This window comes from Kocuria rhizophila DC2201, assembly GCF_000010285.1.
GTDB classification, from domain to species: Bacteria; Actinomycetota; Actinomycetes; order Actinomycetales; family Micrococcaceae; genus Kocuria; species Kocuria rhizophila_A.
On sequence record NC_010617.1, the window covers coordinates 1,922,925 to 1,948,819 of the forward strand.

Annotated in this window: 16 protein-coding genes and 2 pseudogenes; 9 read left to right on the plus strand and 9 right to left on the minus strand. The window is 72.5% G+C overall.

What is annotated here, in order from left to right; translation table 11 throughout:
- Window positions 1–52: 52 nt before the first annotated feature.
- Both KRH_RS08360 and KRH_RS08365 read left to right on the plus strand, forming a co-directional pair.
- Window positions 53–1,864: an acetyl/propionyl/methylcrotonyl-CoA carboxylase subunit alpha gene (locus KRH_RS08360; RefSeq protein ID WP_012398766.1), complete on the plus strand. Its 1,812-nt coding sequence runs from the start codon at window positions 53–55 to the stop codon at window positions 1,862–1,864.
- 274 nt (window positions 1,865–2,138) lie between these two features.
- Window positions 2,139–3,551: an MFS transporter gene (locus KRH_RS08365; RefSeq protein WP_041297387.1), complete on the plus strand. Its 1,413-nt coding sequence runs from the start codon at window positions 2,139–2,141 to the stop codon at window positions 3,549–3,551.
- 88 nt (window positions 3,552–3,639) lie between these two features.
- Here KRH_RS08365 and KRH_RS08370 read toward each other — a convergent pair whose 3' ends face one another.
- On the minus strand, window positions 3,640–5,064 hold the full coding sequence (locus KRH_RS08370) for an NAD(P)H-quinone dehydrogenase (protein WP_041297671.1): 1,425 nt from the start codon (window positions 5,062–5,064) through the stop codon (window positions 3,640–3,642).
- A 75-nt stretch (window positions 5,065–5,139) separates the two neighbouring features.
- Here KRH_RS08370 and KRH_RS08375 point away from each other — a divergent pair, with 75 nt between their 5' ends.
- Together KRH_RS08375 and KRH_RS08380 are read left to right on the plus strand one after the other, a co-directional pair.
- Window positions 5,140–5,952, plus strand: a complete 813-nt coding sequence (locus KRH_RS08375; protein WP_012398769.1) for a purine-nucleoside phosphorylase — start codon at window positions 5,140–5,142, stop codon at window positions 5,950–5,952.
- Between the two features lie 105 nt (window positions 5,953–6,057).
- Window positions 6,058–6,483 (plus strand): hypothetical protein, encoded by a 426-nt coding sequence (locus KRH_RS08380; protein ID WP_012398770.1) that lies wholly within the window; start codon window positions 6,058–6,060, stop codon window positions 6,481–6,483.
- Between the two features lie 221 nt (window positions 6,484–6,704).
- On the opposite strand, the pseudogene KRH_RS12890 reads toward KRH_RS08380, so the two are convergent.
- From KRH_RS12890 to mfd, 3 genes and pseudogenes are all read right to left on the minus strand, one after another.
- A pseudogene (locus tag KRH_RS12890) lies at window positions 6,705–7,947 on the minus strand (sugar nucleotide-binding protein).
- 20 nt (window positions 7,948–7,967) lie between these two features.
- Window positions 7,968–8,962 (minus strand): annotated as a pseudogene (gene rfbB, locus KRH_RS08390) (dTDP-glucose 4,6-dehydratase); the annotation flags it as partial.
- A gap of 75 nt (window positions 8,963–9,037) precedes the next feature.
- On the minus strand, window positions 9,038–12,802 hold the full coding sequence (gene mfd / locus KRH_RS08395) for a transcription-repair coupling factor (RefSeq protein WP_012398774.1): 3,765 nt from the start codon (window positions 12,800–12,802) through the stop codon (window positions 9,038–9,040).
- Between the two features lie 477 nt (window positions 12,803–13,279).
- Here mfd and KRH_RS08400 point away from each other — a divergent pair, with 477 nt between their 5' ends.
- Window positions 13,280–14,119: a uroporphyrinogen-III synthase gene (locus KRH_RS08400; protein WP_012398775.1), complete on the plus strand. Its 840-nt coding sequence runs from the start codon at window positions 13,280–13,282 to the stop codon at window positions 14,117–14,119.
- On the opposite strand, the gene KRH_RS12680 is transcribed toward KRH_RS08400, so the two are convergent.
- Both KRH_RS12680 and KRH_RS08410 read right to left on the minus strand, forming a co-directional pair.
- Window positions 14,092–15,051: a sirohydrochlorin chelatase gene (locus KRH_RS12680; protein ID WP_012398776.1), complete on the minus strand. Its 960-nt coding sequence runs from the start codon at window positions 15,049–15,051 to the stop codon at window positions 14,092–14,094. The genes KRH_RS08400 and KRH_RS12680 overlap by 28 nt on opposite strands.
- Window positions 15,052–15,124: 73 nt before the next feature.
- Window positions 15,125–16,162 carry a glycosyltransferase family 2 protein gene (locus tag KRH_RS08410; RefSeq protein ID WP_012398777.1) on the minus strand — a complete coding sequence of 346 codons (1,038 nt, stop codon included), beginning with the start codon at window positions 16,160–16,162 and terminating at the stop codon, window positions 15,125–15,127.
- Window positions 16,163–16,400: 238 nt separating this feature from the next.
- On the opposite strand from KRH_RS08410, the gene KRH_RS08415 reads away from it, so the two are divergent.
- Genes KRH_RS08415 through KRH_RS08430 form a run of 4 tightly spaced genes read left to right on the plus strand, consistent with a single transcriptional unit; the run spans window position 16,401 to window position 20,683 of the window.
- Window positions 16,401–17,072, plus strand: a complete 672-nt coding sequence (locus KRH_RS08415; RefSeq protein WP_012398778.1) for a YveK family protein — start codon at window positions 16,401–16,403, stop codon at window positions 17,070–17,072.
- Window positions 17,062–18,228, plus strand: coding sequence for a glycosyltransferase (locus tag KRH_RS08420; protein ID WP_012398779.1), 1,167 nt, complete (start codon window positions 17,062–17,064; stop codon window positions 18,226–18,228). The genes KRH_RS08415 and KRH_RS08420 overlap by 11 nt, the downstream gene beginning before the upstream one ends.
- Window positions 18,225–19,547, plus strand: coding sequence for a hypothetical protein (locus tag KRH_RS08425; RefSeq protein ID WP_012398780.1), 1,323 nt, complete (start codon window positions 18,225–18,227; stop codon window positions 19,545–19,547). Before KRH_RS08420 ends, KRH_RS08425 begins: the two co-directional genes overlap by 4 nt.
- A gap of 50 nt (window positions 19,548–19,597) precedes the next feature.
- The gene (locus KRH_RS08430; RefSeq protein WP_012398781.1) at window positions 19,598–20,683 is read left to right on the plus strand and encodes a glycosyltransferase; all 1,086 of its coding nucleotides are present in this window, start codon (window positions 19,598–19,600) and stop codon (window positions 20,681–20,683) included.
- Here the strand turns inward: KRH_RS08430 and KRH_RS08435 are convergent.
- The 3 genes from KRH_RS08435 to KRH_RS08445 all read right to left on the minus strand — a co-directional run bounded on the left by KRH_RS08435 (window position 20,656) and on the right by KRH_RS08445 (window position 25,590).
- Complete coding sequence (locus KRH_RS08435; protein WP_012398782.1) at window positions 20,656–22,146, minus strand: lipopolysaccharide biosynthesis protein; 1,491 nt, start codon at window positions 22,144–22,146, stop codon at window positions 20,656–20,658. The genes KRH_RS08430 and KRH_RS08435 overlap by 28 nt on opposite strands.
- A 55-nt stretch (window positions 22,147–22,201) precedes the next feature.
- Window positions 22,202–24,064, minus strand: a complete 1,863-nt coding sequence (locus KRH_RS08440; RefSeq protein ID WP_050738060.1) for a hypothetical protein — start codon at window positions 24,062–24,064, stop codon at window positions 22,202–22,204.
- A gap of 74 nt (window positions 24,065–24,138) precedes the next feature.
- On the minus strand, window positions 24,139–25,590 hold the full coding sequence (locus tag KRH_RS08445) for a glycosyltransferase (RefSeq protein WP_012398784.1): 1,452 nt from the start codon (window positions 25,588–25,590) through the stop codon (window positions 24,139–24,141).
- Window positions 25,591–25,895: the final 305 nt, after the last annotated feature.

A 25,895-nucleotide genomic window follows, 5' to 3' on the forward strand; every position in this document is an offset into this window, starting at 1 on the left:
CCCCGGCGGGGGGCACTAGCCTTTCGGCAGAGAGTCGACAAGGAGCTATCACGTGACCACCACCTCGCGGCAGCAAGAGGCCGCCACCGCAACCCGCCCCATCACCAAGGTCCTCGTGGCCAACCGGGGGGAGATCGCGGTGCGCGTGATCCGCGCCGCCCGTGACGAGGGCATTGCCTCGGTGGCCGTGTATGCGGACCCGGACCGGGACGCCCTGCACGTCCGCATGGCGGACGAGGCCCACTCCCTGGGCGGCACCACAGCCGCGGACTCGTACCTGCAGATCGACAAGGTGCTCGACGCCGCACGGCGCTCGGGCGCGGACGCCATCCACCCCGGCTACGGCTTTCTGTCCGAGAACGCGGAGTTCGCGGCGGCCGTGATCAGCGCCGGGCTCACCTGGATCGGCCCGCCGCCCGCGGCGATTGCCCAGCTGGGTGACAAGGTCGCGGCCCGCCACATCGCGGAGAAGGTCGACGCCCCGCAGGTCCCCGGCACCGCGGACCCCGTGACCTCGGCCCAGGAGGTGCTCGACTTCGTGGACGAGCACGGCCTGCCGATCGCCATCAAGGCCGCATTCGGCGGCGGTGGCCGAGGCATCAAGGTGGTCCGCGAACGCGATGCCATCCCCGAGCTCTACGAGTCCGCCGTGCGCGAGGCCACCGCGGCCTTCGGACGTGGCGAGTGCTTCGTGGAGCGCTTCCTGGACGCGCCCCGCCACGTGGAGACCCAGTGCCTCGCGGACCAGTACGGCAACGTGGTCGTGGTCTCCACCCGCGACTGCTCGCTGCAGCGCCGCAACCAGAAGCTCGTGGAGGAGGCTCCCGCCCCGTTCCTCACTGAGGAGCAAAACCGCCGGCTCTACGAGTCCTCCAAGGCCATCCTGCGGGAGGCCGACTACCAGGGCGCCGGAACCTGCGAGTTCCTCGTGGGCCAGGACGGCACCATCTCCTTCCTGGAGGTCAACACCCGGCTGCAGGTGGAGCACCCCGTGTCCGAGGAGGTCTCCGGACTGGACCTGGTCCGCGAGCAGTTCCGCATCGCCCGCGGCGAGGCCCTGGGCTACGGGGACCCCGGGATCCGCGGTCACAGCTTCGAGTTCCGCATCAACGGTGAGGACGCCGGACGCAACTTCATGCCCTCCCCCGGCACGTTGACCACGTTCACGGTGCCCTCGGGACCCGGTGTGCGCGTGGACTCCGGCGTGGAGGCCGGTGAGACCGTGGGCGGGAACTTCGACTCGATGCTCGCCAAGCTCATCGTCACCGGCGCCACCCGCACCCAGGCCCTCGAGCGCTCGCGCCGTGCGCTGCAGGAGCTGAGCATCGAAGGCATGCCCACCGTGGTGCCGTTCCACCGTGCGGTGGTCTCCGATCCGGCGTTCGCCCCGGCGGACGGCACCCCGTTCACCGTGCACACCCGGTGGATCGAGACCGAGTTCGACAACCGGATCGAGCCCTTCACGGCCGCGCCCGAGCCCTCCGCGGAGGAGCCTGAGCGGCAGAGCATCGTGGTGGAGGTCGGCGGCAAGCGCCTCGAGGTGACCATACCCCAGCTCGCGGGGGCCGCCCGCCCGGCCGCTGCGGCCCAGCCCAAGGCCCGCAAGCAGCGCGGCACGCGCGGCGGCTCCGCGGCCCGTGGCGCCTCGGGGGACGAGCTGACCTCGCCCATGCAGGGCACCATTGTCAAGATCGCCGCGTCCAACGGGGACGAAGTCTCCGAGGGGGACCTGATCGTCGTGCTCGAGGCCATGAAGATGGAGCAGCCCCTGACCGCCCACAAGGCCGGCGTGCTCAAGGGACTGGAGATCTCCGAGGGGGACACCGTCTCCGCCGGGACCGTGCTGGCCACCATCACGTCCTGACCCCGCGGGTCGGCGGGGCGTCCTGAGGCGTCGCGCACCCCACCGCTCCCCTGCTGCCCCGGTCCACCGCGGACCGGGGCAGCAGCGTGCCAGCCCCCCCCGGCGCGGGGGTCTCTTCCAGCGGCGGTCTGCCCGAGTGCCGCGGTCTCCCCCAGCGACGGTCTCCCCCAGCGTCAAGGGTCTGTCTCACATGGTGAACATCGGAATTCACCATGTGGTATTTCCGCCCCTATCTTGTAGTCATTCTTGGAACTGACTGCTGATGAGGTGCTTCATGTCTTCGACCGCGTCCACCGTGGGCCCCGGTTCACCCCCATTGAGCGAGCGCGTGCCCCGGGGCCGCGTGATCCTGGCGTCCCTGGTGGGCACCACGATCGAGTTCTACGACTTCTACGTCTACGCGACGGCCGCGGTGGCGGTGTTTCCCGCCCTGTTCTTCACGGGCAACGACGACACCGCCAAGCTGCTGGCCTCGATGGCCACGTTCGCCGCGGCGTTCTTCGGCCGGCCCATCGGCTCCGTGATCTTCGGGCACTTCGGGGACCGCATCGGGCGCAAGGCCACCCTGATCGGTGCGCTGCTGACCATGGGCATCGCCACGTTCCTCATCGGCGTGCTGCCCACGTACTACCAGATCGGCGTGTGGGCGCCTCTGATCCTCACGATCCTGCGCTTCTGCCAGGGTCTGGGTCTGGGCGGCGAGTGGTCGGGGGCGTCCCTACTGGCCACCGAGTACGCCGAGGAGGGCAAGCGGGCGCGGGCGGCCATGTGGCCCCAGCTGGGTGCGCCGTTCGGGTTCATCCTGGCCAACGGCTTCTTCCTGCTGCTGACCGTGGCCATGCAGTTCGGCACGGCGGGCCATGATCTCGGCACCGGCCACCCGTTCCTGGTGTGGGGCTGGCGCATCCCTTTCCTGGCCTCCGTGGTCATGGTGCTGCTGGGCCTGTGGGTGCGCGTGAAGCTCGAGGAGACCCCCGTGTTCAAGCACGCGGAGAAGCAGGGTGAGAAGGTCACCGCTCCCGTGCTGGAGGTCTTCAAGACCTCGTGGGTGCAGATCGTGCAGGGCACGTTCATCATGCTGGCCACCTACGTGCTGTTCTACCTGATGACCGCGTGGATCCTCTCCTACGGCATCGGCAAGCCCGCCGGAGGTGGGCTGGGCATCCAGTACCGCACCTTCCTGGTGCTGCAGCTGCTGGCCGTGCTGCTCTTCGCGGCCATGGTGCCGGTGTCCGGGTGGCTCGCGGACCGCTTCGGCCGCCGCTCCTCGCAGCTGGTGATCACGTCCCTGATCCTGGTCTTCGGCCTCACGTTCGGGCTCATCATGGACCCCTCGCTCGTGGGCACCGGTGAGGACGCCTCCCTGCTGCGCGTGCTGTTCTTCCTGACCGTGGGCATGACCCTCATGGGCCTCACGTTCGGCTCGATGTCCGCGATCCTGCCCGAGCTGTTCCCCACCAACGTGCGCTACACCGGTTCCGGGATCGCGTACAACGTGGCCTCGATCCTGGGCGCGGCCATCACGCCGTACATTGCCGTGACGCTCAACGCGAACTTCGGTGTGGGCTCGGTGGGGCTGTACCTCTCCTTCGCGGCAGTCATCACCCTGGTGGCCCTGTGGTTCTCCCCCGAGACCCGCCACGTGGACATGAACACCGTGGGTGCCGCGCGGGTGGTCGTGGAGTAGCCCTCCGCCGCCCCAGGGACGACGACGCCGCGGTGACCTTCGCAGAAGAGGTCACCGCGGCGTCGTCGTACCGCGGCCGAGAACTGGGTCAGCGGTGGACGTGCAGGCGGCGGGCGGCCTCGGCGATCGTGCCGGACAGGGACGGGTAGACCGCGAAGGTGTCCGAGAGGTCGTCAACGCCCAGGCGGTGCGTGACGGCGAGGGCGATCGGGAAGATCAGCTCGGAGGCGCGCGGGCCCACCACCACGCCGCCCATCACGGTGCCGCTGCCGCGGCGGGCGAAGATCTTCACGAAGCCGTCCTCCACTGCCATCATCTTGGCGCGCGGGTTGGTGGCCAGGTTCATGGTCATCCCGGTGAACATGGTGGGGTCCGCCTCGACGTCCTGCTGGGTGATACCCACGGACGCGATCTCTGGGGAGGTGAAGATGTTGGAGGCCACCTCGTCCGTGCGCAGCGGGTGGACGGTGTCGCCCAGGATGTGGGCCACGGCGATGCGCCCCTGCATGGCGGCCACGGAGGCCAGCGGCATGACCCCGGTGCAGTCGCCCGCGGCGTAGATGCCGGGGGCGGTGGTGCGGGAGACGGTGTCCACGCGGATGTGGCCGGACTCGGTCATGGCCACCCCGGCCTCCTCGAGGCCCATGTCCGCGGTGTTGGGGATGGAGCCCACGGCCAGCAGGCAGTGGGTGCCGCGGATCTTGCGGCCGTCCGAGAGGGTCACCCGCACGCCGTCGCCGGTGTTCTCCACGGCGTCCGCGCGGGAGCGGGAGAGCACGCGCAGGCCGCGGCGCTCGAAGACGTTCTCGAGCACCTGGGCGGCGTCCGTGTCCGAGCCCGGGAGCACCTGCTCGCGCGAGGAGACCAGGGTGACCTCGGAGCCCAGCCCGTTGTACGCGGAGGCGAACTCCGCACCGGTCACGCCGGAGCCCACCACGATGAGCTTCTCGGGGATCTCGGTGAGCTGGTAGATCTGCTTCCAGTTGAAGATCCGCTCGCCGTCCGGCTTGGCGGTGTCCAGCTCGCGCGGGTGCGCGCCCACGGAGACGATGACCACGTCCGCGGTGAGCTCGTAGGGCTCGTCGTCGGTGGGCTCCACCACCACGGTGTGGCGGTCCACGATCTTCCCGCGGCCCTGGACCACGCGCACGCCCACGCGCTCCAGGCCGCGCTTGATGTCACGGGACTGGGTGGCCGCCAGGCGCAGCAGGCGCACGTTGACCTTGTCCAGGTCCACGCGCAGGTTGTTGAGCTCCTCGGTGGCGTCGAGGTCGTCGCCCACGTGCACGCCGAGGTCACGCGCGGAGGCGAAGCGGTTCATGGTGTCCGCGGAGGCGATGAGCGTCTTGGACGGCACCACGTCCGTGAGCACGGCGGAACCGCCCATGCCCTGCTCCTCCACCACGGTGACGTCCGCTCCGAGCGACGCCGCCACGAGAGCGGCCTCGTAGCCACCGGGGCCGCCGCCGATGATCACGAGCTTCTGGTCCGCGAATTCCCTCTGCACAGTCATGTCAGCCATGCGCCCCAGCCTACCGGGGCCCGCCCACACGCTGACGCGGCCGCCGTGCGCACCTAGGATGGTGCCATGACTGAGACCACGGCCCAGGATCCCTTCGAACTCGCCCAGCAGGCCGCCGACGTCCTGCGTGAGCGCACCGGTGTGGCGCGGCACAAGATCGCCCTGACCCTCGGTTCCGGGTGGGGAGGTGCCGCGGACCTGCTCGGGGAGACCGTGGCCGAGATCCCCGCGCACGAGGTCCCCGGCTTCTCCAAGCCCGCCCTGGAGGGCCACGGCGGCACGCTGCGCTCCATCCGGCTGCCGGACGGCGAGCACGCCCTGGTGATCGGGGCGCGCACCCACTTCTACGAGGGCAAGGGCGTGCGCGCGGTGTCCCACGGGGTGCGCACCGCGGCGGCGGCCGGAGCGCAGTACATGATCCTCACCAACGGCTGCGGCGGGCTCAACCCGGACTGGGTTCCAGGCACGCCGGTGCTGATCAGCGACCACCTCAACCTCACGGCCCGCTCCCCGCTGGAGGGCGCCACGTTCGTGGACCTCACGGACCTCTACTCCCAGCGGCTGCGCGAGCTGGCCCGCACCGTGGACCCGTCCCTGGATGAGGGTGTCTACGCGCAGTTCCCCGGCCCGCACTACGAGACCCCCGCCGAGGTGCAGATGGCCAAGGTGCTCGGCGCGGACCTCGTGGGCATGTCCACCGCGCTGGAGGCCATCGCGGCCCGCCAGGCCGGGCTGGAGATCCTCGGCATGTCCCTGGTGACCAACGCGGCCGCGGGCATCAGCCCCGAGGCGCTGTCCCACGAGGAGGTCCTCGAGGCCGGCCGGGCCGCCGGTCCGCGCATCTCCCGGCTGCTCGCGGAGATCGTGGGCAAGCTCTGACCCGCCGTCGGACGGCGACGGAATGTCAGCAAGTGCGGGTGCCAGGCACTAGACTGGCCCCACGACAGTACTGGGCCCGCCACGGCGGTCTGAAAGGGTGAACTCATGGTCAGAAGAGCAGAAGCCGAGTCCAACGCGCGCCGTGCGTCCACCGGGCGCACCACCGAGGACGGCAGCCACGCCGTGGACGCGGAGACCCGCACCGCCCACGAGCACCAGGGCCGCCGCAGGCCGCAGTACTCGGGCGAGGGCGAGATCGTGAAGAACGCCATCCTCTTCGGCGGCGGCATGGTCACCATCGTGGTGAGCCTGTGGCTGTTCAGCACCTACCCGGAGAACTGGTGGCTGTTCTTCCTGGGCATCCTGGCCTACGGCCTGGCCCTGATGGTCCCCACCCTGTTCCTCAACGGCGCCACCGCCAAGCACTCCACCGGCGGCACCGAGGTCACCCTGGACCTGCCGCGCAACGCGTCCGAGATGGCGCAGCGCGCCGTTGGCGCCGGCGAGCAGAAGCAGGACCGCGCCGTCTGACCCGGCGCACGCACTCGAGCACTCCCCAGCAGCCCCGCTCCGTCACCGCGACGAGCGGGGCTGCTGCGCATCCCGGCCCCGGACGACGCCGCACCGCACGTGGGTCTCAAGCGTCCAGTTCCGGGGTCGTGGCCAACGACGTGCCGGGTGCCAGTGCCAGTGCCACCAGCACCAGCCGTCTCCTGCGAGCGTCCGTCGTCACGTCCGGAGGCCGGTGCGCGTCAGTCGCGCGGGCTGCACCCGTCGTGTGCGGAGCGCCGCCCGTCGAACGCGGCGGCCTCCTCGCGTGCCACCGCGCGGCTGTCCGCCGGGGTGAAACCGGCGTCCAGGATCGAGCAGAGGTCCAGCACGCTGTTGACCGGACGCGGGGCGCCGTCGTTGGTGCCACCGTTGTACTCGGCCGTGCTCACGGGGGTGACCCGGGCCGGGTCGTGGCCGAGGTCCTCGAAGACCCAGCGCGCCACCTGCGCCCACGTGCACGGTTCACCGGAGCCGGTGAGGTGGTACGTGCCGTACGGGGCGCCGGAGTCCACGAGGTGCGGGACTCCCGCCGCCAGGTCCGCCGCGGCGGTGAGGCGCCCGTGCTGGTGCGCGACCACGGAGGGGCCCACCCCCTGCTCGGCCAGCCGCGCCATGGTGGCCACGAAGTTCATCCCCTCCCCGATCACCCAGCTGGTGCGGATCACGTAGTGACGCGGGCAGGCCCGCAGTGCGGTCTCCCCCGCGGGCTTCGGCTGCCGTACACGGACAGCGGCGCCACGGGGTGGTCCTGGTGTACGCCGAGCTGATCTCCGCGGGCCAGGAGGCCGGGTTCGCGAGGTCCAGCTCCTCCCGGGTCCATGCGGTGAACGGAACCCCCGTCGTCGACAGCCGCGCCGTGAGGGCCAGGCCCACCTGGCCGCGGGCACCCAGCACGAGCAACGGCGCGGGAGCCAGCGGCTCGACGTCGTCCAGCGCGGGGTGCGCGCGGTCCTTGTCCGCGAGCTCCGCCTGCGCCAGCGGCACGGGCCACTCGATGCCCAGCTGCGGGTCCCCCAGGTTCACGAACGAGTACTCGGCCGTGGCGTCCGCGCGCCAGTGGTCCGTGACCAGGTAGGTGTAGGCGGTGGCCTCCTCCAGTGTCTGGAACGCGTTGCCCACCCCGCGCGGCACGAACACCGCGGTGCCCGGGGTGATCTCGTGCGTGACCACGGTGCCGAAGCCCGGCCCCTCCCGCAGGTCCACGCACGCGCCGAAGATCCGGCCGGTGGCCACGGAGACGTACTTGTCCCACGGCTCGGCGTGGATGCCGCGCGTGGTGCGGCGGGAGCCGTTGAACGAGATGTTGTTCTGCACGAAGGAGGCGTCCGGCAGCCCGGCGGCCACGGCCTTGGCGCGCTGCCAGTTATCCGTGAACCAGCCGCGGTTGTCCCCGTGGACGGGCACGTCCACCAGCAGCAGCCCGTCGATGGCGGTGGTGTGCACGGTGAGGTCCTGAGCGGTCGCTGTCCGGCCTTCCGGTAGGCGGCTTCGGTGGCGGACTTCGCGGGTTCCCACCAGTCCCGGTGCTCGGTGTACCACGCAATGGTGTCCGCGAGGCCCTCCGAGAAGTCCGTCCAGCGCGGCTCCCAGCCCAGCTCCGCGCGGGTGCGGGAGCCGTCGATCGCGTAGCGGCGGTCGCGCCCGGCGCGGTCCGTCACGTGCTCGAACGCGTCCTCCGGTTGACCCATGAGCCGCAGGATCTCCCGCAGCACCGTGAGGTTGTCCCGCTCGCCGTCCGCGCCGATCAGGTACGTGCGGCCGGGGGTTCCGGACTCGAGGATGCGCAGCACGGCGGCAGAGTGGTCCGCCACGTGGGTCCAGTCCCGCACGTTCTCCCCCGCGCCGTACAGCTTGGGCCGCTGCCCCGTGAGCACGTTGGTGATCTGGCGCGGGACGAACTTCTCCACGTGCTGTACGGGCCGTAGTTGTTGGAGCGGTTGGACAGCGTGACCTCCACTCCGAACGAGCGCGCCCACGCGCGCACCAGGTGGTCCGACGCCGCCTTGGTGGCCGAGTACGGGCTCGACGGCCGGTACGCGGTGTCCTCCGTGAAGTGCTGCGGGTCCTCCAGGGCCAGGTCCCCGAACACCTCGTCCGTGGACACGTGGTGGAACCCCGTCCCGTGCCGCCGGGCGGCCTCCAGCAGCGTGTACGTACCCACCACGTTGGTCTGCACGAACGGCCACGGGTCCCGCAGGGAGTTGTCGCTGTGGGACTCCGCGGCGAAGTGGACCACGGCGTCCGCCGCACCCATCAGGTCGTCGACGACGCCCGCGTCCGCAATGCCCCCCACCACCAGCTCGCAGCGGGCGGAGTCCGCAGCCGCCAGGTTCTCGGGGTTGCCCGCGTAGGTGAGCTTGTCCAGCACGGTCACGGAGTGCTCCGTGTTCTCCAGGACGTGGTGCACGAAGTTGGCGCCGATGAACCCGGCGCCGCCGGCCACGAGCAGATGTCCCATGACTGTTCATCACAGGAGCCCCGAGCGGGGGACGCGCTCAGCCGATGGGCCGCGGGGCCGACTCCCCCGGGGACACTACCCCGCGGCGTCGTCCGTGCCGCCGGCGGGTTCGAGCACCGGGAAGATCGCGTCGAGCACCTCGCGGGCCCACGCGAGGATGTCCCCGTCCACGAGGTCCTTGCCACCGATCCGCGCGGTCTTGGGCTTGGGGATCAGCACCATGCGCTCGTCCGTGCCCGGCACGGGGCGGACCTGCGCTCCCTGGTACATGCGGGTCAGGCGCATCTGCCGGGACTCGGTGAGCTCGGCGGGCGAGAAGCGGACCATGGTGCCCTGCGTGGCCACGTCCGTGAGGCCCGCGGCGCGCGCCCGGATCCGCAGCCGGGCGACCTCCAGCAGGTTCTCCACCGGGGTGGGCAGGGGCCCGTAGCGGTCCGTGAGCTCCTCCCCTGCCTCGGCCACGGCCTCCTCTGTGGCGGCGTTCGCAATGGTGCGGTAGGCCTCCAGGCGCAGCCGCTCCCCGGGCACGTAGTCGTGCGGCAGGTGCGCGTTGACGGGCAGCTCGATCTTCATCTCCGCAGGCCCGGTGTCCTGGTCCCCGCGGTACTCCGCCACGGCCTCGCCCACCAGGCGCAGGTACATGTCGAAGCCCACGCCCGCGATGTGCCCGGACTGCTCACCGCCCAGCAGGTTGCCCGCACCACGGATCTCGAGGTCCTTCATGGCCAGCTGCATGCCCGAGCCCAGCTCGTTGTGCGCGGCCACGGCCTTGAGCCGTTCCAGGGCGGTCTCGCTCAGCGGCTTCTCCGCCGGGTACAGGAAGTACGCGTAGGCGCGCTCGCGCCCCCGGCCCACACGGCCGCGCAGCTGGTGCAGCTGGGAGAGCCCGTAGCGGTCCGCGTGGTCCACGATCAGCGTGTTGGCGTTGGCGATGTCCAGACCGGTCTCCACGATGGTGGTGCACACCAGCACGTCGAACTTCTTCTCCCAGAAGTCCACGATGATCTGCTCCAGGCGGGACTCGGTCATCTGCCCGTGGGCCACCGCGATCCGCGCCTCGGGCACGAGCTCCGCGAGCTCCTTGGCCTGCGCCTCGATGGTGGAGACACGGTTGTGGATGAAGAACACCTGGCCCTCGCGCATGAGCTCGCGCCGGATGGCCGCGGAGACCTGCTTGTTCGTGTAAGGACCCACGTACGTGAGCACGGGGTGGCGTTCCTCGGGCGGGGTGGCCAGCGTGGAGGTCTCGCGAATGCCCGTCATGGACATCTCCAGGGTGCGCGGGATGGGCGTGGCGGACATGGCCAGCACGTCCACGTCCGTGCGCATGGCCTTGAGCTTCTCCTTGTGCTCCACGCCGAAGCGCTGCTCCTCGTCGATGATCACGAGGCCCAGGTTCTTGAACTGCATCTCCTTGCTCAGCAGCCGGTGGGTGCCGATCACCACGTCCACCGCGCCGCTGCGCAGCCCCTCCATCGTGGCCTTGGACTCCTTGGCGGTCTGGAAGCGCGAGAGCGTGGCCAGGCGCACGGGGAAGCCCGAGAACCGCTCGGCGAACGTCTCGGAGTGCTGCTGGGCGAGCAGCGTGGTGGGCACGAGCACCGCCACCTGCTTGCCGTCCTGCACGGCCTTGAACGCGGCGCGCACCGCCACCTCGGTCTTGCCGTAGCCCACGTCCCCGGAGATCAGCCGGTCCATGGGGATGGGCCGCTCCATGTCCGCCTTGACCTCGTCGATGGTGGTGAGCTGGTCCGGGGTCTCGATGTACGGGAACGCCTGCTCCAGCTCACGCTGCCACGGGGTGTCCGGGCCGAAGGAGTGGCCCTTGGAGGCCATGCGCGCCGAGTACAGCCGGATCAGCTCGTTGGCGATCTCCTTGACGGCCTTCTTGGCGCTGCGCTTGGTCTTGTTCCAGTCCGCCCCGCCCATCTTGGACAGCGACGGCGCCTCGCCGCCCACGTAGGTGCTCACCTGGTCGAGCTGGTCCGTGGGCACGAACAGCCGGTCCCTCGGCCCGTTGCGCTTGGACGCTGCGTATTCCAGCACGAGGTACTCGCGCACCGGCTTCGGCTGACCCGGAGCCGTCATGGCGCCCGCGATGGGCCGCTGCACGAGCTCGATGAACTGCCCGATGCCGTGCTGCTCGTGCACCACGTAGTCGCCCTTCTGCAGGGCCAGGGGGTCCACCTGGTTGCGCTTGCGGCGCTGCGGGAGCTTGCGCTCGGCGCGGTTGTCGTAGGTGCTGGAGCGGCCCAGCACGTCCGCCTCGGTGAGCAGCGCGATCCGCTGCCCCTCGATCACGAAGCCCCGACCTGCGCGCGCGGTGGTCAGCTCCACGAGACCGGGCTGCGGGGCGTCGTCGACGCTGTCGTACCGGGCTGCGGGAACGTCCGCGCCGTGCAGCAGCTCGCTCAGCCGCTGCAGGGGCCCGGGCCCGTCCGTGACCAGCACGATGCGCCAGTCCTCGCGCGCCCGCTCCCCTAGGAAGGACAGCACTGCGGGCACGTCCCCCGAGAACCGGGTGGGTTCGCGCGCCGTCACGGTGAGGGTGTCCGCGTCCGTGTCCGCGAGGTGGACCTCCTCGTCGGAGGTGTCCGCATCCATCTGGGAGGTGGTCACGGCGTTGACGTTCAGCCCGGTCACGGACCACCAGCCCACCGAACGCTCCAGGGCGAGATCGCGCACCTCGGCGATCGTGTGGAAGGACCCGGACGAGAGGGTGCGGGCGGCGTCGTCGTCCGTGTCCAGGGCCGCGTTGAGGTCCAGGGGCGCCTCGCTGCCGCCCGAGGCGGAGTCCCACGCGGCCATGAGGAACTCCTCGTTGGTGGCCACGAGGTCGTGCGCGCGCGCCCGGACTTTCTCGGGTTCGAGCACCACGGTCATGGAGCCCGCGGGCAGCAGGGACATCACCTGCAGCATCTCGTCCGCGAGCAGCGGCGCGAGGGACTCCATGCCCTCCACGTACTGCCCGCCGGCAATGCGCTCGAGCATCTCGCGCCCACCCGGCAGCTGCTCCTTGAGCTTGGCCGCCCGGGACTGCACGGACGGGGTGATGAGCAGCTCGCGGCACGGCGGGGCCACGATCACCGAGGGGTGCTCGGCAGTGGTCAGGGTGCGCTGGTCCGCCACCGCGAACCAGCGCATCTCGTCCAGCTCGTCCCCGAAGAACTCCGCGCGCACGGGGTGGTCCTCGGTGGGTGGGAACACGTCGATGATCCCGCCGCGCACCGCGAACTCACCGCGCCGGGTGACCATGTCCACGCGCGAGTAGGCGGCACCGGCCAGCTCCACGACGAGCTGCTGGAAGTCGTAGTCCTGCCCCGTGCGCAGCGTCACGGGCTCCATCTGCCCGAGCCCCGCGACCACGGGCTGCAGCACCGAGCGCACCGGCGCCACCACCACGCGCAGCGGCTGCTCGGAGGGGTCCGTGCGCTCCAGCCGGCGCAGCACACTCAGCCGCTGCCCCACGGTGTCCGAGCGCGGGGACAGCCGCTCGTGCGGCAGGGTCTCCCAGGACGGGAAGTTCGCGATCTGCTCACTCGGCAGGTAGGAGCCCAGCGCGGCCTGCAGCTCCTCGGCCTCGCGGCCCGTGGCCGTCACGGCGAGCAGCACCGGGGCGTGGGCCTCCGCGGCGGAGGTGCCGGAGCCCGCAGGAGCCGACGCCGCGGCGTCGTCCGCGAGACCCGCGGCGATCTGCGCGAGCACAGGAGCGCGCAGCCCGTCCGTGGCGCTGATGATCGTCTCCGCAGAGCGCTCGGCGAGCGGGCGCGCGGCTTGGGCGCGGATGTTCGCGAAGCTGCGGTCCTCGGTGAGCGCGGTGAGCAGACCGGTCAGGGACATGGGTGGCGGGCTCCTGGTGAGTGAGGTGGGTGGCGCGGCGGCGCGCGGTCTGACCCGGCACGGGGCACGACGACGCCGGGCGGGGGCGCGGCCCCGACCGTCACCGGTGCGCACGGGCCGGGCGGATCGCGCCCCAGCCTACTCGGGGCCTCGGACACGGCGAGCGCGGGGCCGGGGCGGCACCGCCGGGGTCTCGCGCACCGCCGGGTATTCCGCACCGCCGGGTCTGCCGCACCGCAGGGCTCTCCCGCGCCGCCGAGTCTCCCCGACCGGCGGAGCCCCCGGCTCCGGGGCCCACGGGCGCAGGCATCCGGGCGCAACCGTGGCTCACCACGGACGCCTCCGGCTCCGGGCCTACGACCGCGGGGCCCCTGACGCGGGGCCCTCCGGTGTGCGCGTGACCGTGCGGCGCCGGTCCGTTGCCGCTGGGGTCCGAGGTGAGCGGGCGGCGTCGGCGCCCCCTCCTACGCTGGGAGCATGACGAGCCACGAGCACCCCGCCCTGTCCGGACTGACCGTCGCGGTCACCGCCCACCGCCGCGCCACCGAGCAGGGTGGCGCGTTCGAACGCCACGGCGCGCGGGTGCGCTACGCGCCGGCGCTCAAACTCACCCCCGCGGACGAGGACGACGGCGTGCTGGCCGCCACCCGGGAACTGCTCGCCTCTGCCCCGGGCACCGTGCTGGTCACCACGGGCTACGGACTCAAACGCTGGCTCGCCGTGGCGCGGGAGCACGGTCTGGACGAGGAGCTGCTCGCGGCGCTGCGCGCGTCCAGCGTGCTCTCGCGCGGGGCGAAGGCCACGGGACAGCTGCGGGCGAGCGGGATCCCGTGCGCGTACACGGGCTCCTCGGGACGCACCGCGGAGCTCGTGGACCGGCTGCTCGCCGGGGATCCCGCACCCCGAGGCACCGTGACGGTCCAGGTGCACGGCACACCGGACGAGGAGCAGCTGGACCGGCTGCGGACCGCGGGTCTGCCCGTGCGCACCGTGGCACCGTACCGGTGGGAGTCCGCGGACGAGGGCTCGAGCCTTGCCACCCTCGTGCGGGACGCGGTCGCGGGGCACGTGGACTACGTGACCTTCACCGCGGCACCGGCCGTGGACGCGGTGTTCGACGCCGCCCGCACCCTGGGCGCGCTCGAGGACTTCCAGCGCGCCCTGCGGGACGGACGCTGCACACCGGTGGCCATCGGGCCCGTGTGCGTGCAGCCGCTCGAGGAGGCCGGGATCCCCGCCGTGGTCCCCGAGCGCTTCCGGCTCGGGGCCATGGTCAGGGCGGTGTGTGATCACGCCTCGGAGGCGGTCTCCCGGTAGTGCTCGACCACGAGATCCACGAGCTCCGGGGGAACGTCACCGGGGTGCACGAGCAGCGGCTGGGCGGTGACGTCCGCCCCCGCGGCGAGCGCGCGGCCGTGGAAGAACCCGGGGGCCAGCAGGTACGGGACGAGCAGCACGCGCCCGGGCAGGGCGGGTACCCCCGGTACGGGTGCCGTCCCGGACGGTACCGTGCCCGTGGCCGCCGGCCCGGCGGCGTCGTGCGCGGGAGCGGCGGCATCCCAGCCGCGGCGGGTCCCAGCCTGGTGGAGGTCCGCCGCGGCCTGCGGTGTGCGGGCAGGGAGTGCCGAGGCGGGGTGCTCCGGGCCCCGCCGCTCCGGCCCCGTCGCGTCCCGCTCCGGTGCGCCGCAGACGATCCGGTGCCGGGCGGCGTCGAGCGCCTCGTCGAGGGCGGGGCGGGCCGCGGAGAGGTAGGCCGAGGCCACGGGGTGGCCGAGCTCTTCGGCCAGCATGGCCGCCACCCGTTCGCAGTCCTGCCCGGCGCGGGGGTCGGAGGAGCCCGCGGAGACCGTCACGATCTCGTCCGCGGGCCCGGGGGCGGCTTCCCCGGCGGCGTCGAGGGCCTCGGTCAATCGTCGGGCGAGCACGCGCGCCAGCCGACGGTCCGGTCCGAGGGCGGCCGCCACGCGGTGGTGGGGTGAGCTCTGCACGGCCCGAGCCATGTCCACGAAGACGTGGTAGCCCGCGGAGAGCAGCAGCGGCACCACCACGGCACGGTCCCCGGTGTGCTCGGTGGTGCGGGCCACGAGGTCCGGTTCCTGGACGTCCACCCACGTGTCCACCACGTGGACCCCCGGGAGCCGTGCGCGCACCGCGGCCACGAGCGCCTCGACGGCGCGCTGCCCGCCGGGATCGCGGGTTCCGTGGGCGCACGCGAGAAGAACGGGCGGGGTGGTCGACGATGTGTTCACGCTGTCTATTGTGGGGCCACGGCCCCCTGCCACGCGGCCGGGCACCCCGCGGAGGGCTGGGGCCACGCGCCGGTCAGCGCCGCATGGCGTCCGTGTACCCCACACTGCGGTCCACCGCCCGCTGCCGCCGCACGAGCCAGTGCATCCCGCCCGGCACCCGCGCGATCCTCGCCTTGAGGGCCACACGCCGTTGACTCGGCATCATGCGCGCGGCGGTCTCCAGGTGCTCCCGGGCGTCCCGCGTGCGGCCCTCACGCATGGCCTGCTCCGCGTCCGACGCCGCCGCGAGCGGGGAGCCGTTGCGCAGCCGGGTGAGCAGCTTGTCACGCTCCTCGGGGCTGAGCTCCTGCTCGAAGCGCACCAGGGTCTTGCGCAGGGCCATCTCCTCCCCCGCCGCCATGCGGTCCCGCTGGGACTGCATGGAGCTCCCGGACCACGAGAGGATCACCGTGACCTCGTCCACGCGGTCGAAGCGCCACCCGGAGTAGACCGCCCGCAGCCACAGCTCCCAGTCCTCCACGAACACCTGCTCGGGGTCGAAGGTGCCCACCTCCTCGAAGAACGCGCGGGGGAACAGGCCGAAGAGGTGACCGATGTTGTACTCCAGGATCACGCTGCGCTGGTCCTCCGGAGCTGGCATGGCCTCGCGGTTGACCATCCGCTCGGCGTTGATCCCGGACGGCGTGCACTGCCAGGCGTTGGTGTAGACCACCGTGCGCTCCCGGCCCGGTTCCCGCTGCAGCTGCCGGTAGCGCTCCAGCATGGTCTCCAGGTGGTGGGGCAGCAGCTCGTCGTCCGCGTCCAGGAACGTGACGTAGTCGCCGCTGATGAGCTCGAGCGCCCGGTTGCGCGCCGCCCCGCACCCGGCGTTCTCCTGCCGCAGCACGCGCACGGCGCGTCCCGGACGGTCGAGGGCCTCGTAGCCCGCGAGGACCTCGGGCGTGTGGTCGGTGGAGCCGTCGTCCACCACGAACACCTCGATGCTGGGGTGGGTCTGGCGCAGCACGCTGCTGATGGCCTGGCCCACCATGTCCTGGCCGTTGTAGACCGCGATCACCACGCTCACAAGCGGCTGCTCCCCCGTGGTCCCAGCCGGTGTCCGTTTGCCCATGTCTCCCCCAAGAAGTTCGTCCGCGGCCCGCGTGGGCCGCTCCCCGCACAAGTCTAGGAACGCGGTGGACAGCCCCCGCCGCGTTTCCGTCCACACAATGGGGCACGTTTGTCCCGAACACACCGTGTCCGCCGCGGGACCGGCCGGATCCTGGCTAGAGTTCTGGTGCGGCCACGTGGGAAGGGGATCCCCGTGTGTCCAGCGGCGCCCGCCGCACACCGGTTCCAGGGGGAGACACATGAACTTGCGCCAGTACGTCCGATGCCTGAAGCAGCTGTGGCTGGTCGTGCTGCTCACCACCGTACTGGGGGCGCTCGCCGGGCTCGCGGCCACGATCGTGGTGCCGAAGTCGTACGAGTCCCAGTCCCAGGTGTTCGTCAACGTGGCCAACCCGCGCTCCGTGACGGACCTGCAGATGGGTGAGCAGTTCGCCGTGGCCCGCGCCGGCTCCTACGCCAAGGTGGCCACCACCAACTCCGTGGTCCAACCGGTGGTGGACCGGCTGCGGCTCGAGGACTCCCCCGAGGAGCTCGTGAAGAAGGACCTCGTGGCCACCAACCAGCCCAACACCGCGATGATCACGATCACCGCCACGTCCTCCTCCGCCCAGGGCGCCGCGGACCTGGCACAGGCCACCGCCGAGAGCCTCGTGAGCGTGAGCCGGGGCCTGGAGACCACCCCGCAGTCCCAGGACGGGATGCAGCCCGCCACCGTGAAGCTCAACGTGGTGCAGAAGGCCGCCGTCCCGCAGAAGCAGGCCGGGCCCTCCACCGTGATCAACACGGCGCTCGGAGCCCTCGTGGGGCTCGTGGTGGGACTGCTGCTGGTGCTGCTGCGCGGTCAGCGCGCGCTGGACGGGCGGACCACCCGCCGGGCTCACGCGGGCGAGCACGCGGCCCATGAGCACTGATCCCGGCATGGGTGCCGGTCCCCGCGACGTCGTGGTGGTGTGTCCCACCGAGTACGGCGGGCAGCTGGAGCACGCCGCGGACCTCGCACTGGCCCTCGCGCAGACGCCCGCCGTGGCCACCGTGTGGCTCGTCTCCCGTCCCGGGGCCCGCGAGTACCTCGGGTGGGGTGCGCAGCACCCCGTGCGGGTCGTTGAGAGTGTTCCGCCGCGCCGCACGCGCGTTCCGGGTTCCGCCCCGGGCCGTGCTCTGCGCGCGGGCCTGCAGGTCTGGGACCTGGTGCGTGAGCACCGCGCGGTGCGCGCCGTCGCGGCCCGTGCCGGACACGGAGCCGTGCTGGCCCTGGACTCCACCAAGTACCCGCTGCCCGCCGTGCTGCGCGCCCACCGGGACCAGCACACCGCGGTGTTCGTGCACAACGCTCAGCCGCACTTCGACCTCGATTCCGCCTCCGTGCGCGAGCGCGTGCTGCTGTGGCTCGACCGGGCCTGCGCCCGCCGCGCGGACCGCGTGGTCACGCACGGCACCGAGCAGGCGGAGATCGTGCGCCGCTACACCTCGCGCCCGGTGAGCGCCGTGAACCTCCCGGTGTCCTCGCGCCTGGGCCCGGAGGTGCCCGGGACCGCGGCCGCGGGGGATCCGGCACCGCACGCCCTGTGCATCGGGGAGATCCGCGCCAACAAGGGCGTGGAGCTCGCGGTCGAGGCCGCCGGTCGGGCGGGGGTGCCGCTGCTCGTGCGCGGTGCCGCCGAGACCCCCGAGCTGGGCCGGGAGCTCACGGCGCTGGCCGCCCGCCACCCCGGCGTGGACGTCCAGGACCGTTTCCTCAGCCGCGAGGAGTTCGCTGCCCACGTGCGCGGGGCCACCGTGATCGTGCTGCCCTACACGCACTTCGACGCCCACTCCGGCGTGCTCGCGAAGGCCGTGGCCGCGGGAACCCCCGTGGTGGCCTCGGACCTGCCCTCGTTGCGTGCCCAAGCCGGGGACTACGCCGGGTTCACCGCCGCGGACGTCCACGACCCCGACGCGTTCGGTGCCGTGCTGCGCCGCGTGTTCGACGCCGCCGCGGCGCGCCGTGGCACGCACGGCACCACCGCCACGGACCACCGGGACTGGGAGCCGTCCGTGGCCGCCGTCCTCGGGGCGGAGCAGCCGTGAGCACCGCCGTGACCGCGCTCCCCGGGGGCCGGGACCGCACGGCCCCCGGGGGCGTCGGGACCGGGCACGGGACCCGCCTGGACCGCGGACTGTCGGCCGCGCTGATAGTGCTCTCCGCGCTGCCCTACTTCGCGGTGCCGCTGGGCGCCAACACCAACCTGCCGCTGTCCAGCGTGGTCTCCGTGCTGCTGATCCTGCGCTGCGCGCGGCACATGCCCGTGATGTGGACCGCGCTGCTCGTGGGGGCGGTGCCGTTCCTGGCCTCGTTCGTGCGGATGTTCGTGAGTCCGCAGCCGGTACTGGTCTCCGGGTCCATCACGTGGCTCGTGTCCACCCTGCCGGTGGCCGGTGCCGCCGCCGCGGTCCTCTTCCTGGGGCCCCGCGCCATCGCCTGGCTGAGCTGGACCATCCTGCTCAGCGCCGCGTTCACCCTGGTGCAGAAGTACGTGTTCTTCGACCTGTTCGACACCATCCCCTTCGAGAGCTTCTACGACCTCCCGGGCTACGCCAACGTCTCCGACTTCAGCGAGACGTTCATCATGTACGTGCGCCGGCCCTTCGGACTGTTCCCGGAGACCTCCTTCATGGTGGGCTCGCTGTCCCTCATGGCCATGGCTCTGGTGGTGGTCGTTCGCCACCACCAGCGCACCATGACCCCCCGGGACGTCGTGGCCCTCGCGCTCGTGCTGTGGGCCGTGGCGATCTCCGGCTCCGGCGCCGCTGTGGTGGTGCTGGGCGTGGTGCTCATCGCCGCGATCGCGCCCTACGCCGTGCGCCGTGCGTGGGCCGCGGTGCTGCTGGTCCCCCTGGGCCTCGCCGGAGCCGTGTACGTGGGTGTGGACGTGCTGCAGGACCGCAGGGAGTCCTTCAACTGGTCCTGGGCGGACCGCGGCTCCTCGATCGTGGCCTCCGTGAAGTACATGCTCTCGGACCCCGTGGCCTTCCTGCTGGGTGTGGGGCGCGGGCGCTCCAACGAGCTCTTCCTCACCGGCCGCATGCCCCTGGGGGACCTGCAGCACTACAACCCCCTGCCGGACATCTACTCGGTAATCGGGCGCGTGCTGCTGGAGAGCGGCATGGTCTTCGGCCTCGCGCTCATCCTGGTGCTCAGCGTGCTGTGCCTGCGCTCCGGGGGTCGCAACCCCCTGTGGCTCGGTGCGTGCACGCTCGTGGTGTGGCTCGTGGTGGCCGGCGGCACCACCAGCTACGACTCCGCGTTCTGGGTGTGGGGCATTGCGGGCGTGTGCCTGGGCCTCGAGCTCTCCCGCTCCGCGCACGACCCCGAGCTGGATCCGGGAACCGCTCCGACCCCGGCGTGAGCGGGGGTGCTCCCCGCACGCCGTCCACGCCACGCAGAAAGGCCCGCCCCGTGCGAGTTCTCCACATCGTCAACGACGCCGAGACCGGCGGCGCCCAGACCCTCATCGAGCAGCTGCTGCTCGCCCGGCAAGACGGGGACGAGGCCCACCTGCTGGTGCTGCTCGGGCCCGGTGCGCTCTCCCCCCGGCTCGAGGCCGCCGCCACGAGCACCACGTACGCGGGGATGACCCGACGGGACGTCCTCCCGGTCCGGGCGGCCCGCGCGGTGCGCTCCCTGGTGCGGCGCCACGGCATCGACGTGGTGCACTCGCACCTGCAGCAGTCGGACCTCGTCAATGCCCTCACCCCGCACGGCGCAGTGCGGGTCTCCACCCTGCACTCCAGCCTGAACCTGGCCTCGAGCCGGGTGGCCGCAGCGGTGTGGCGGATCGCCGCGCTGACCTCCTCGCGGCTGGACGCCGTGGTGGCGTGCTCGCCGTCGGCCAGGGACTTCGCGGTGGACTTCGGCTACCGCTTCCCGGGGGACCGGATCCGGGTGCTACCCAACGGCACGGTCACCGCGCAGGCCCCGGCACCCGAACCGCACGGGGACCCCGTGCTCCTGCACCTGGGCCGCCACGTGCCCGCCAAGGACCACCCCACGCTCTTCGCCGCGTTCGCCCGGGTGCACGCACGCCACCCGCGGGCTCGGCTGGTGTGCGCGGGGCACCTGGTGGACGCCTCCAACACCGAGCTCACGGGAGAGCTGGCGCGGCTGGGCATCGCGGACGCCGTCACGCTGCTGGGCTCCGTGTCGGACGTCCGCGGGCTGCTGCGCTCCTCGCACGCCATGGTCTTCTCCAGCACCCGCGAGGCCCTGCCCATGGCGGGGATCGAGGCGATGAGCGAGGGCGTTCCCGTGATCACCACGGACACCGGGGACACCCGCGTCCTGGCGGTGAGTCCCGACGCCGTGGTGCCCGTCTCCGACCCCGCCGCGCTCGGTGCGGCGCTGAACGGCTTCCTCGAGCTGGCGCCCGCCCAGCGCGAGCGGCTGCGGCGGCTCAGCTGGCAGCGCGCCCGGGACGAGTTCGACATCCGCGGCACCGCGCGCCGCTACCGCGAGCTCTACGTGGAGCTCACCGCCGGGTCCTGATCCTGAGCGCGCTGCGCGTCGGCGCGGTTGAGCTCCTGGTCCCGGCGCCGGATCCTGCGGAACGCCAGCACGAACACGGCCCCCAGCAGCACCGCGCACACCGCAATGGTCACGGTGTCCGGCAGCACGCGGCCGGCCACAGTGAAGGCGCCGGCTCCCAGGGCCGCCGCGAGCACCATGAGCACCCAGGTGCGCACGTGCGCCGCGCGGGTCCCGCTGGGCTCCGCGCGCTCGCTGAAGAACAGCTGCACGGGCACCGCGAGCGCGAGCGGCACGACGGAGGCGGCCATCACGATCTCCAGGTTGTCCGTGTGCGCCGCGAGCCACACCGCGGGCAGGGTGACCACCAACACGCCCAGGCTGATCAGGGAGGCCACCAGGGGGCTGCCGCGCAGCGTCATCACCAGGTTGGGCACCTGCCCCAGGGACTCCGCGAGCACCCCGAGCACGACCACCGCGAGCGCGGGTGCCGCGAAGGCCATCCTGGTGCCGAGCCACATGGTGAGCAGCTCGGTGGGGATGGCGGCCAGGGGGATGCTGATCATGAGCCCCACCAGCAGGGACACGGTCATGGCCACCCGGATGTGCTCACCGGCCTCGGCACTGCGGGCCTTCTTGATGGGGTACGCGAACGGCATGGCGATCCAGCTGACCACGAGCCGCGCGCTCTGGCTCACGCGCATGAGGGCACCGAAGGCCGTGGCGGCCTGCAGCCCCAGGGTGGGGCCCACGATGAACAGCGGTAGCTGGTAGACGCCCAGCAGGGACAGCGAGCCGATCGATAGCACGGAGGACATCCGCAGCAGCGGGCGGCCCTCGTCGCGCCACGCGCCGGGCAGCGGGCGCACGAACCCGAAGCGGCGGTGCACCGCCACGAAGCACACCAGCGGCGGCAGCAGCAGGGACGCGCACTCCACGAGCACCAGGGCGATGAGCCCGCCGTGCAGCGGGATCAGCAGCGCGTATCCGGCGGCGCGGCCCAGGATGGAGACCACCGCGGCCTTGCGCTCGATGTCCGGACGGTTCAGGGCCCACAGCACCGAGTTGCACGCGCGTCCCAGCACGGAGACGAACAGGGTGATCCCCGCGGCCACCAGCAGGGGCACCACGGCGTGGCGGTCCCGCTCGGGAACGGCCACGGTGCCCAGGTACCACGGGAACACCGCGAAGTAGAGGCCCGTGAGCACCACGGCGAGCACCAGGAACACACCGAAGGACACGGCCACGAAACTCTCGCGCCTGCGCCGGTGGGCGGCGTCGTCGGGAATGTCGGTGAGCGTGCGCACGATCCCTGTGCCGAGGCCGAAGTCGGACATGGTCAGCAGCTGGATGGCGCTGAAGGCGATGACCCACAGACCGTAGGACTCCGCGCCCACGATCGCGATCGCGAAGGGGTAGAGCAGGAGCAGTCCGAAGACGCTCGTGAATCCCGAGACGTAGTTCCACAGGATGTTGGTGCCCACGCGGGACGTGTCGGTCCGGGGCGCCGGGGCAGCGGGGCTGTCTGGCATGGCGGGGTTACTGGGCCTTCCACTGGGCGAAGATGTCGTCGAGCTGACGTGCGATCACGGTGCGGGCGGTGCGGGAGAGCACGGAGTGGTCCACGTCCGGCACGAAGCGCTCGTGGATCTCGCGGCCGCGCCGTTGCAGTCTCGCCACCGCGCGATCCGCGGTGGTCTCCCGGTAGCGCTCGTCGTCCTGGGGGCCCACGAGCAGCGTCACGGAACGGCCCTCGCTCGCGCGCGCCAGCACGTGGTCGGGGATGGACGCGGACGGGTTGCGCGCCATGAGGTTCCACACGGGCTCTGGGGCGTGGCGCCGCAGCGCGTGCGAACCGGCCTGCTTGGCGTCAGCGACCCGTTCGACGGCCCACTCCCGCGCCCCGGCGACGGCCTCGCGAGCACCGCCACCGAGCCGTCCCACGGCCGCGCACCCGGGACGCTCCGAGCGCCCGCACGATGCCGCTGCGCCGCCGTCCGCGGGCCCCGCACCGGGCGTGCCCCGACCGCCCGCGGACGCGGCCTGCGCCTTGGCACGCAGCTTGGCGTCCCCGTCGTAGCTCGGGCGCAGGCTGTCGAAGAAGGCCTGCTTCATGCGCCACTCGTTCTGGTTGATGAGCACCATGGCCTGCACCGGCAGCCCGGCGGGCTCCCGGGCGGCCCGCAGCACCGCCCACGCACCGGAGCACAGCACCGTGGCCACCACGTCCGCGGGGAAGGTGGCCGCGAGCCACCCGGCCTGCTCGCGCAGCGCCTGGGCGTTGAGGGTGCGGTAGGGGTTGGGATCGCGGTCCTCCCACAGCAGGGCGCGGTCCCCCGCACCGTCCCGGTCCGCGCGCAGGCTCACGACTCCCTGGCCCGCGAGGCGCCGGGCGGTCTCCGACCACAGGGCCGAGCCGTCCCGCGGCTCCGAGGCGCCCGGGGCGAAGAACGTCACGGGCTTGCCGGGCCACGGGCCGACCGGCGCGTCCTCGGCGGCGACCGGCCCGGTGAGGACCCCGGGGTACCCCGGCGGGTCCACGGAGACGATCTCCTCGGCGCACGCCACCCCGTCCGGGGAGTGGAACAGGTTCCGTTGCGGCCCACGGCCCGCACCGGTGAACGGCACGAGCTCCGAGCGGGGCAGGCTCCACAGCAGGTCCTCCAGGACGTCGTAGTGCACGCGCACGTCCAGGGACTCCACACCGTACATCACCTTGGCGCGCGGCTGGTCCGCCTCGCGGTGGATCCGCACGTGCTCCGGCAGCTCGGCGAGTCTGCGGGGGTCCGGCAGCGAGGACAGCTCACGGGCCTGCTTGTTCGTGAGCCACAGCCCCATGAGGTCCACGCCCTCCCCCACGGGAATCTCGGGCAGAGTGGCGCGGCGCAGCCGGGACCACTGCTTGACGAATGTGGCGCCGCTCACGGGCTCCCACGCGATCACGTGGTCGAAGTGCTCCGCGATCCCCGCCAGCAGCCCCGCCCCCACGCGGTAGCCGATGCCGTAGACGGGCAGCTGCTCGATCCCGCACACTTCCCGGGCCTGCCGAGCCGCGGCCAGCACGTCGCCGCGCCATTGCTCGAGCAGCTCGTCCTCGGGGCGCAGGGCGTGGGAGTCCCCCACGCCGCGGTAGCTCACCCGGGCCACGCAGTAGCCCGCCCCGGCCAGCAGCATGGCCAGCTGGCGCACCGCGCGGTAGCCCTGCACGTGCTCCCGGCCCACGGGAGGTGCCACCACCACCAGCCCCCTGGTCCTGCCGTTCTCCGGCGTGTGCAGCCACGTGAACGTGGCACGGTCACCCGTGCCGGTCCACATCCCGGCGCCCCGGATCCCCGCCGGCGCGGCGGTGGCCCGTGTGCTCGGCGGCGCCCCGGTCCGGCTCGTGGTCGTCGTCGTGGTCATGGTCTTCTCCCCCGGTCTCTCCCCTGTGCTCCGGTGGCCGCCCTCGTGCGCCCACCGCGTTCTGTTCCCTGCGTTCAGCGGGCGTCCGCGGGCTCCACGAGTGGAACCCGCACCCCGTAGATCTCCCCGAGCCTGCGGCGCTGCACCGCGTAGCAGTTCTCCCACAGCGCCCTGCGTGCCCACGCGGAGACCTCCTCCCGTGCGCGCTCGTCCGTGATCTCCTCCCAGCGCCGCGCGACGTCCTCCGGCGAGTCCACGACCACCGGCAGCCCGGCGTCGTCGAAGACCCTGATCCGGCGCACGATCACCGGGATGTCGTTGAGCGCGGCCTCCAGCACGGTGATGGGGAACCCCTCCCAGCGCGCCGTGTGCAGGTAGACGTCCGCGCGCCGCAGGTGCTCCCGGACCTCGTCGTGGCCCACCCAGCCGGTGACCTCCACACCGTGCTCGCGCAGCAGCTGCTCCACGTCCCCGTCCCCGCCACCGATCCACAGGGGCGCCACGCGGTGCCCGGCCGCGCGGATGGCCTCGACGGTGCGCACGAAGAACACGGGGTCCTTCTGCGCCGCGAGCCGTCCCGCACCCGCGAGCACGAGCGGCTCGCCCGGCTCGGGGCGGGGCTTCGGCGCCCCGTACGGGTGCGCGATGTTGGGCACGTACACCGTGTGCGGGGAGATCGGACCCCAGTGGGCCACGTTGTTCTCGGCCTTGGAGCATCCCGCGAGCACGTCCGTGCGCGCGGCCAGCACCCCCTCCAGCACCCAGTAGCCCAGCCGCGTGAATCGGGAGCGGTCCAGGCGCGAGAAGGACCACGCGTGCGGTGTGTACACCTGCTTGATGCGGGACAGGGACAGGTCCAGGTACCTGTTGTTCGCGAGCTCGCGCAGCGCCCGGTCCACGGGCGCGGGCACGCGTGCCCCGGCGCCCCGGGACCGCGCCGGAGCCACCAGGGGTGCGCGGGCGGCGTCGTGCGCGGCGTCCTGCGCCTCCCCGCGGCCCGACGGCGCGAGCTCGGCGCGCCCGAGCAGGTCCCCGTGACGCTCGGCGCGGGTGGTCGGGGCGCCGGGGGCGTTGAGCGGGGAGAGGGTGTCGTTGCGGCGGCGCGGCAGGTGGCCCACCGCCAGGCGCGCGTAGACCCCGGCGTAGCTGGAGTGGGAGTGCACCACGTCCGGCCTGACCTCGCGGATGGCCCAGCGCGTGGCCTTGATGTTGGCCAGGTGCCCGCCAGGCAGGGTGCGCACGGAGCTGAAGTCCGCGTCCCAGCTGGCTTCAAGGTTCACGGCCTCGGGCCGCAGGTGGCACAGCAGGTGGTGCTCGCACTCCGGGGTGGCGCGGGCGTAGTCGCGCACCGCCGCGGCGACCCCTCCCCCGAAGGCCTCCACCACGTGCAGCACCACGGGCCGGTGCCGCCCTCCCCCGTCCGGCTGCTGCGCGCGGGACGACGCCGCCGCGGGCACCTCGGTGCCCGGGTGCGCGAGGGCACTGTCCGCTCGTGGACCGGACGTACGCTGGTTGTGCAGATACATTCATCCCCCGATGGCTGCGCGCCCGCGCGAGCATGCGCGGAACGCCGTGAAGAAGCACGCGTCGTCGCGCGCGGTGCGGGATCCCCATCCCGCCCTTGCAAGGCCCACCTGCGGCTACGCTGCGGAGGCCGGAACTCAGTCTAGAGAGCCACGCGGCCCGCGAATGCCTCCGGGGGCCGGCTTCCTGCCCGCTCTTTGGCGGACACCGCGCCCCGCGACGTGGTGCGCCGGGAGACCCGCGGCGAGCCGTGCGGCGTCGGGCCCCGGGCGGAGCGGGCCGCTCGGCCACCGCGCCCACGGCTAGG

Coding starts and splice junctions, on each gene's coding strand:
- KRH_RS08365 (WP_041297387.1), top strand. CDS start 2,139: ATGTCTTCGACCGCGTCCACCGTGGGCCCCGGTTCACCCCCATTGAGC.
- KRH_RS08370 (WP_041297671.1), bottom strand. CDS start 5,064: ATGACTGTGCAGAGGGAATTCGCGGACCAGAAGCTCGTGATCATCGGC.
- KRH_RS08375 (WP_012398769.1), top strand. CDS start 5,140: ATGACTGAGACCACGGCCCAGGATCCCTTCGAACTCGCCCAGCAGGCC.
- KRH_RS08380 (WP_012398770.1), top strand. CDS start 6,058: ATGGTCAGAAGAGCAGAAGCCGAGTCCAACGCGCGCCGTGCGTCCACC.
- mfd (WP_012398774.1), bottom strand. CDS start 12,802: ATGTCCCTGACCGGTCTGCTCACCGCGCTCACCGAGGACCGCAGCTTC.
- KRH_RS08400 (WP_012398775.1), top strand. CDS start 13,280: ATGACGAGCCACGAGCACCCCGCCCTGTCCGGACTGACCGTCGCGGTC.
- KRH_RS08410 (WP_012398777.1), bottom strand. CDS start 16,162: ATGGGCAAACGGACACCGGCTGGGACCACGGGGGAGCAGCCGCTTGTG.
- KRH_RS08415 (WP_012398778.1), top strand. CDS start 16,401: ATGAACTTGCGCCAGTACGTCCGATGCCTGAAGCAGCTGTGGCTGGTC.
- KRH_RS08420 (WP_012398779.1), top strand. CDS start 17,062: ATGAGCACTGATCCCGGCATGGGTGCCGGTCCCCGCGACGTCGTGGTG.
- KRH_RS08440 (WP_050738060.1), bottom strand. CDS start 24,064: ATGACCACGACGACGACCACGAGCCGGACCGGGGCGCCGCCGAGCACA.
- KRH_RS08445 (WP_012398784.1), bottom strand. CDS start 25,590: ATGTATCTGCACAACCAGCGTACGTCCGGTCCACGAGCGGACAGTGCC.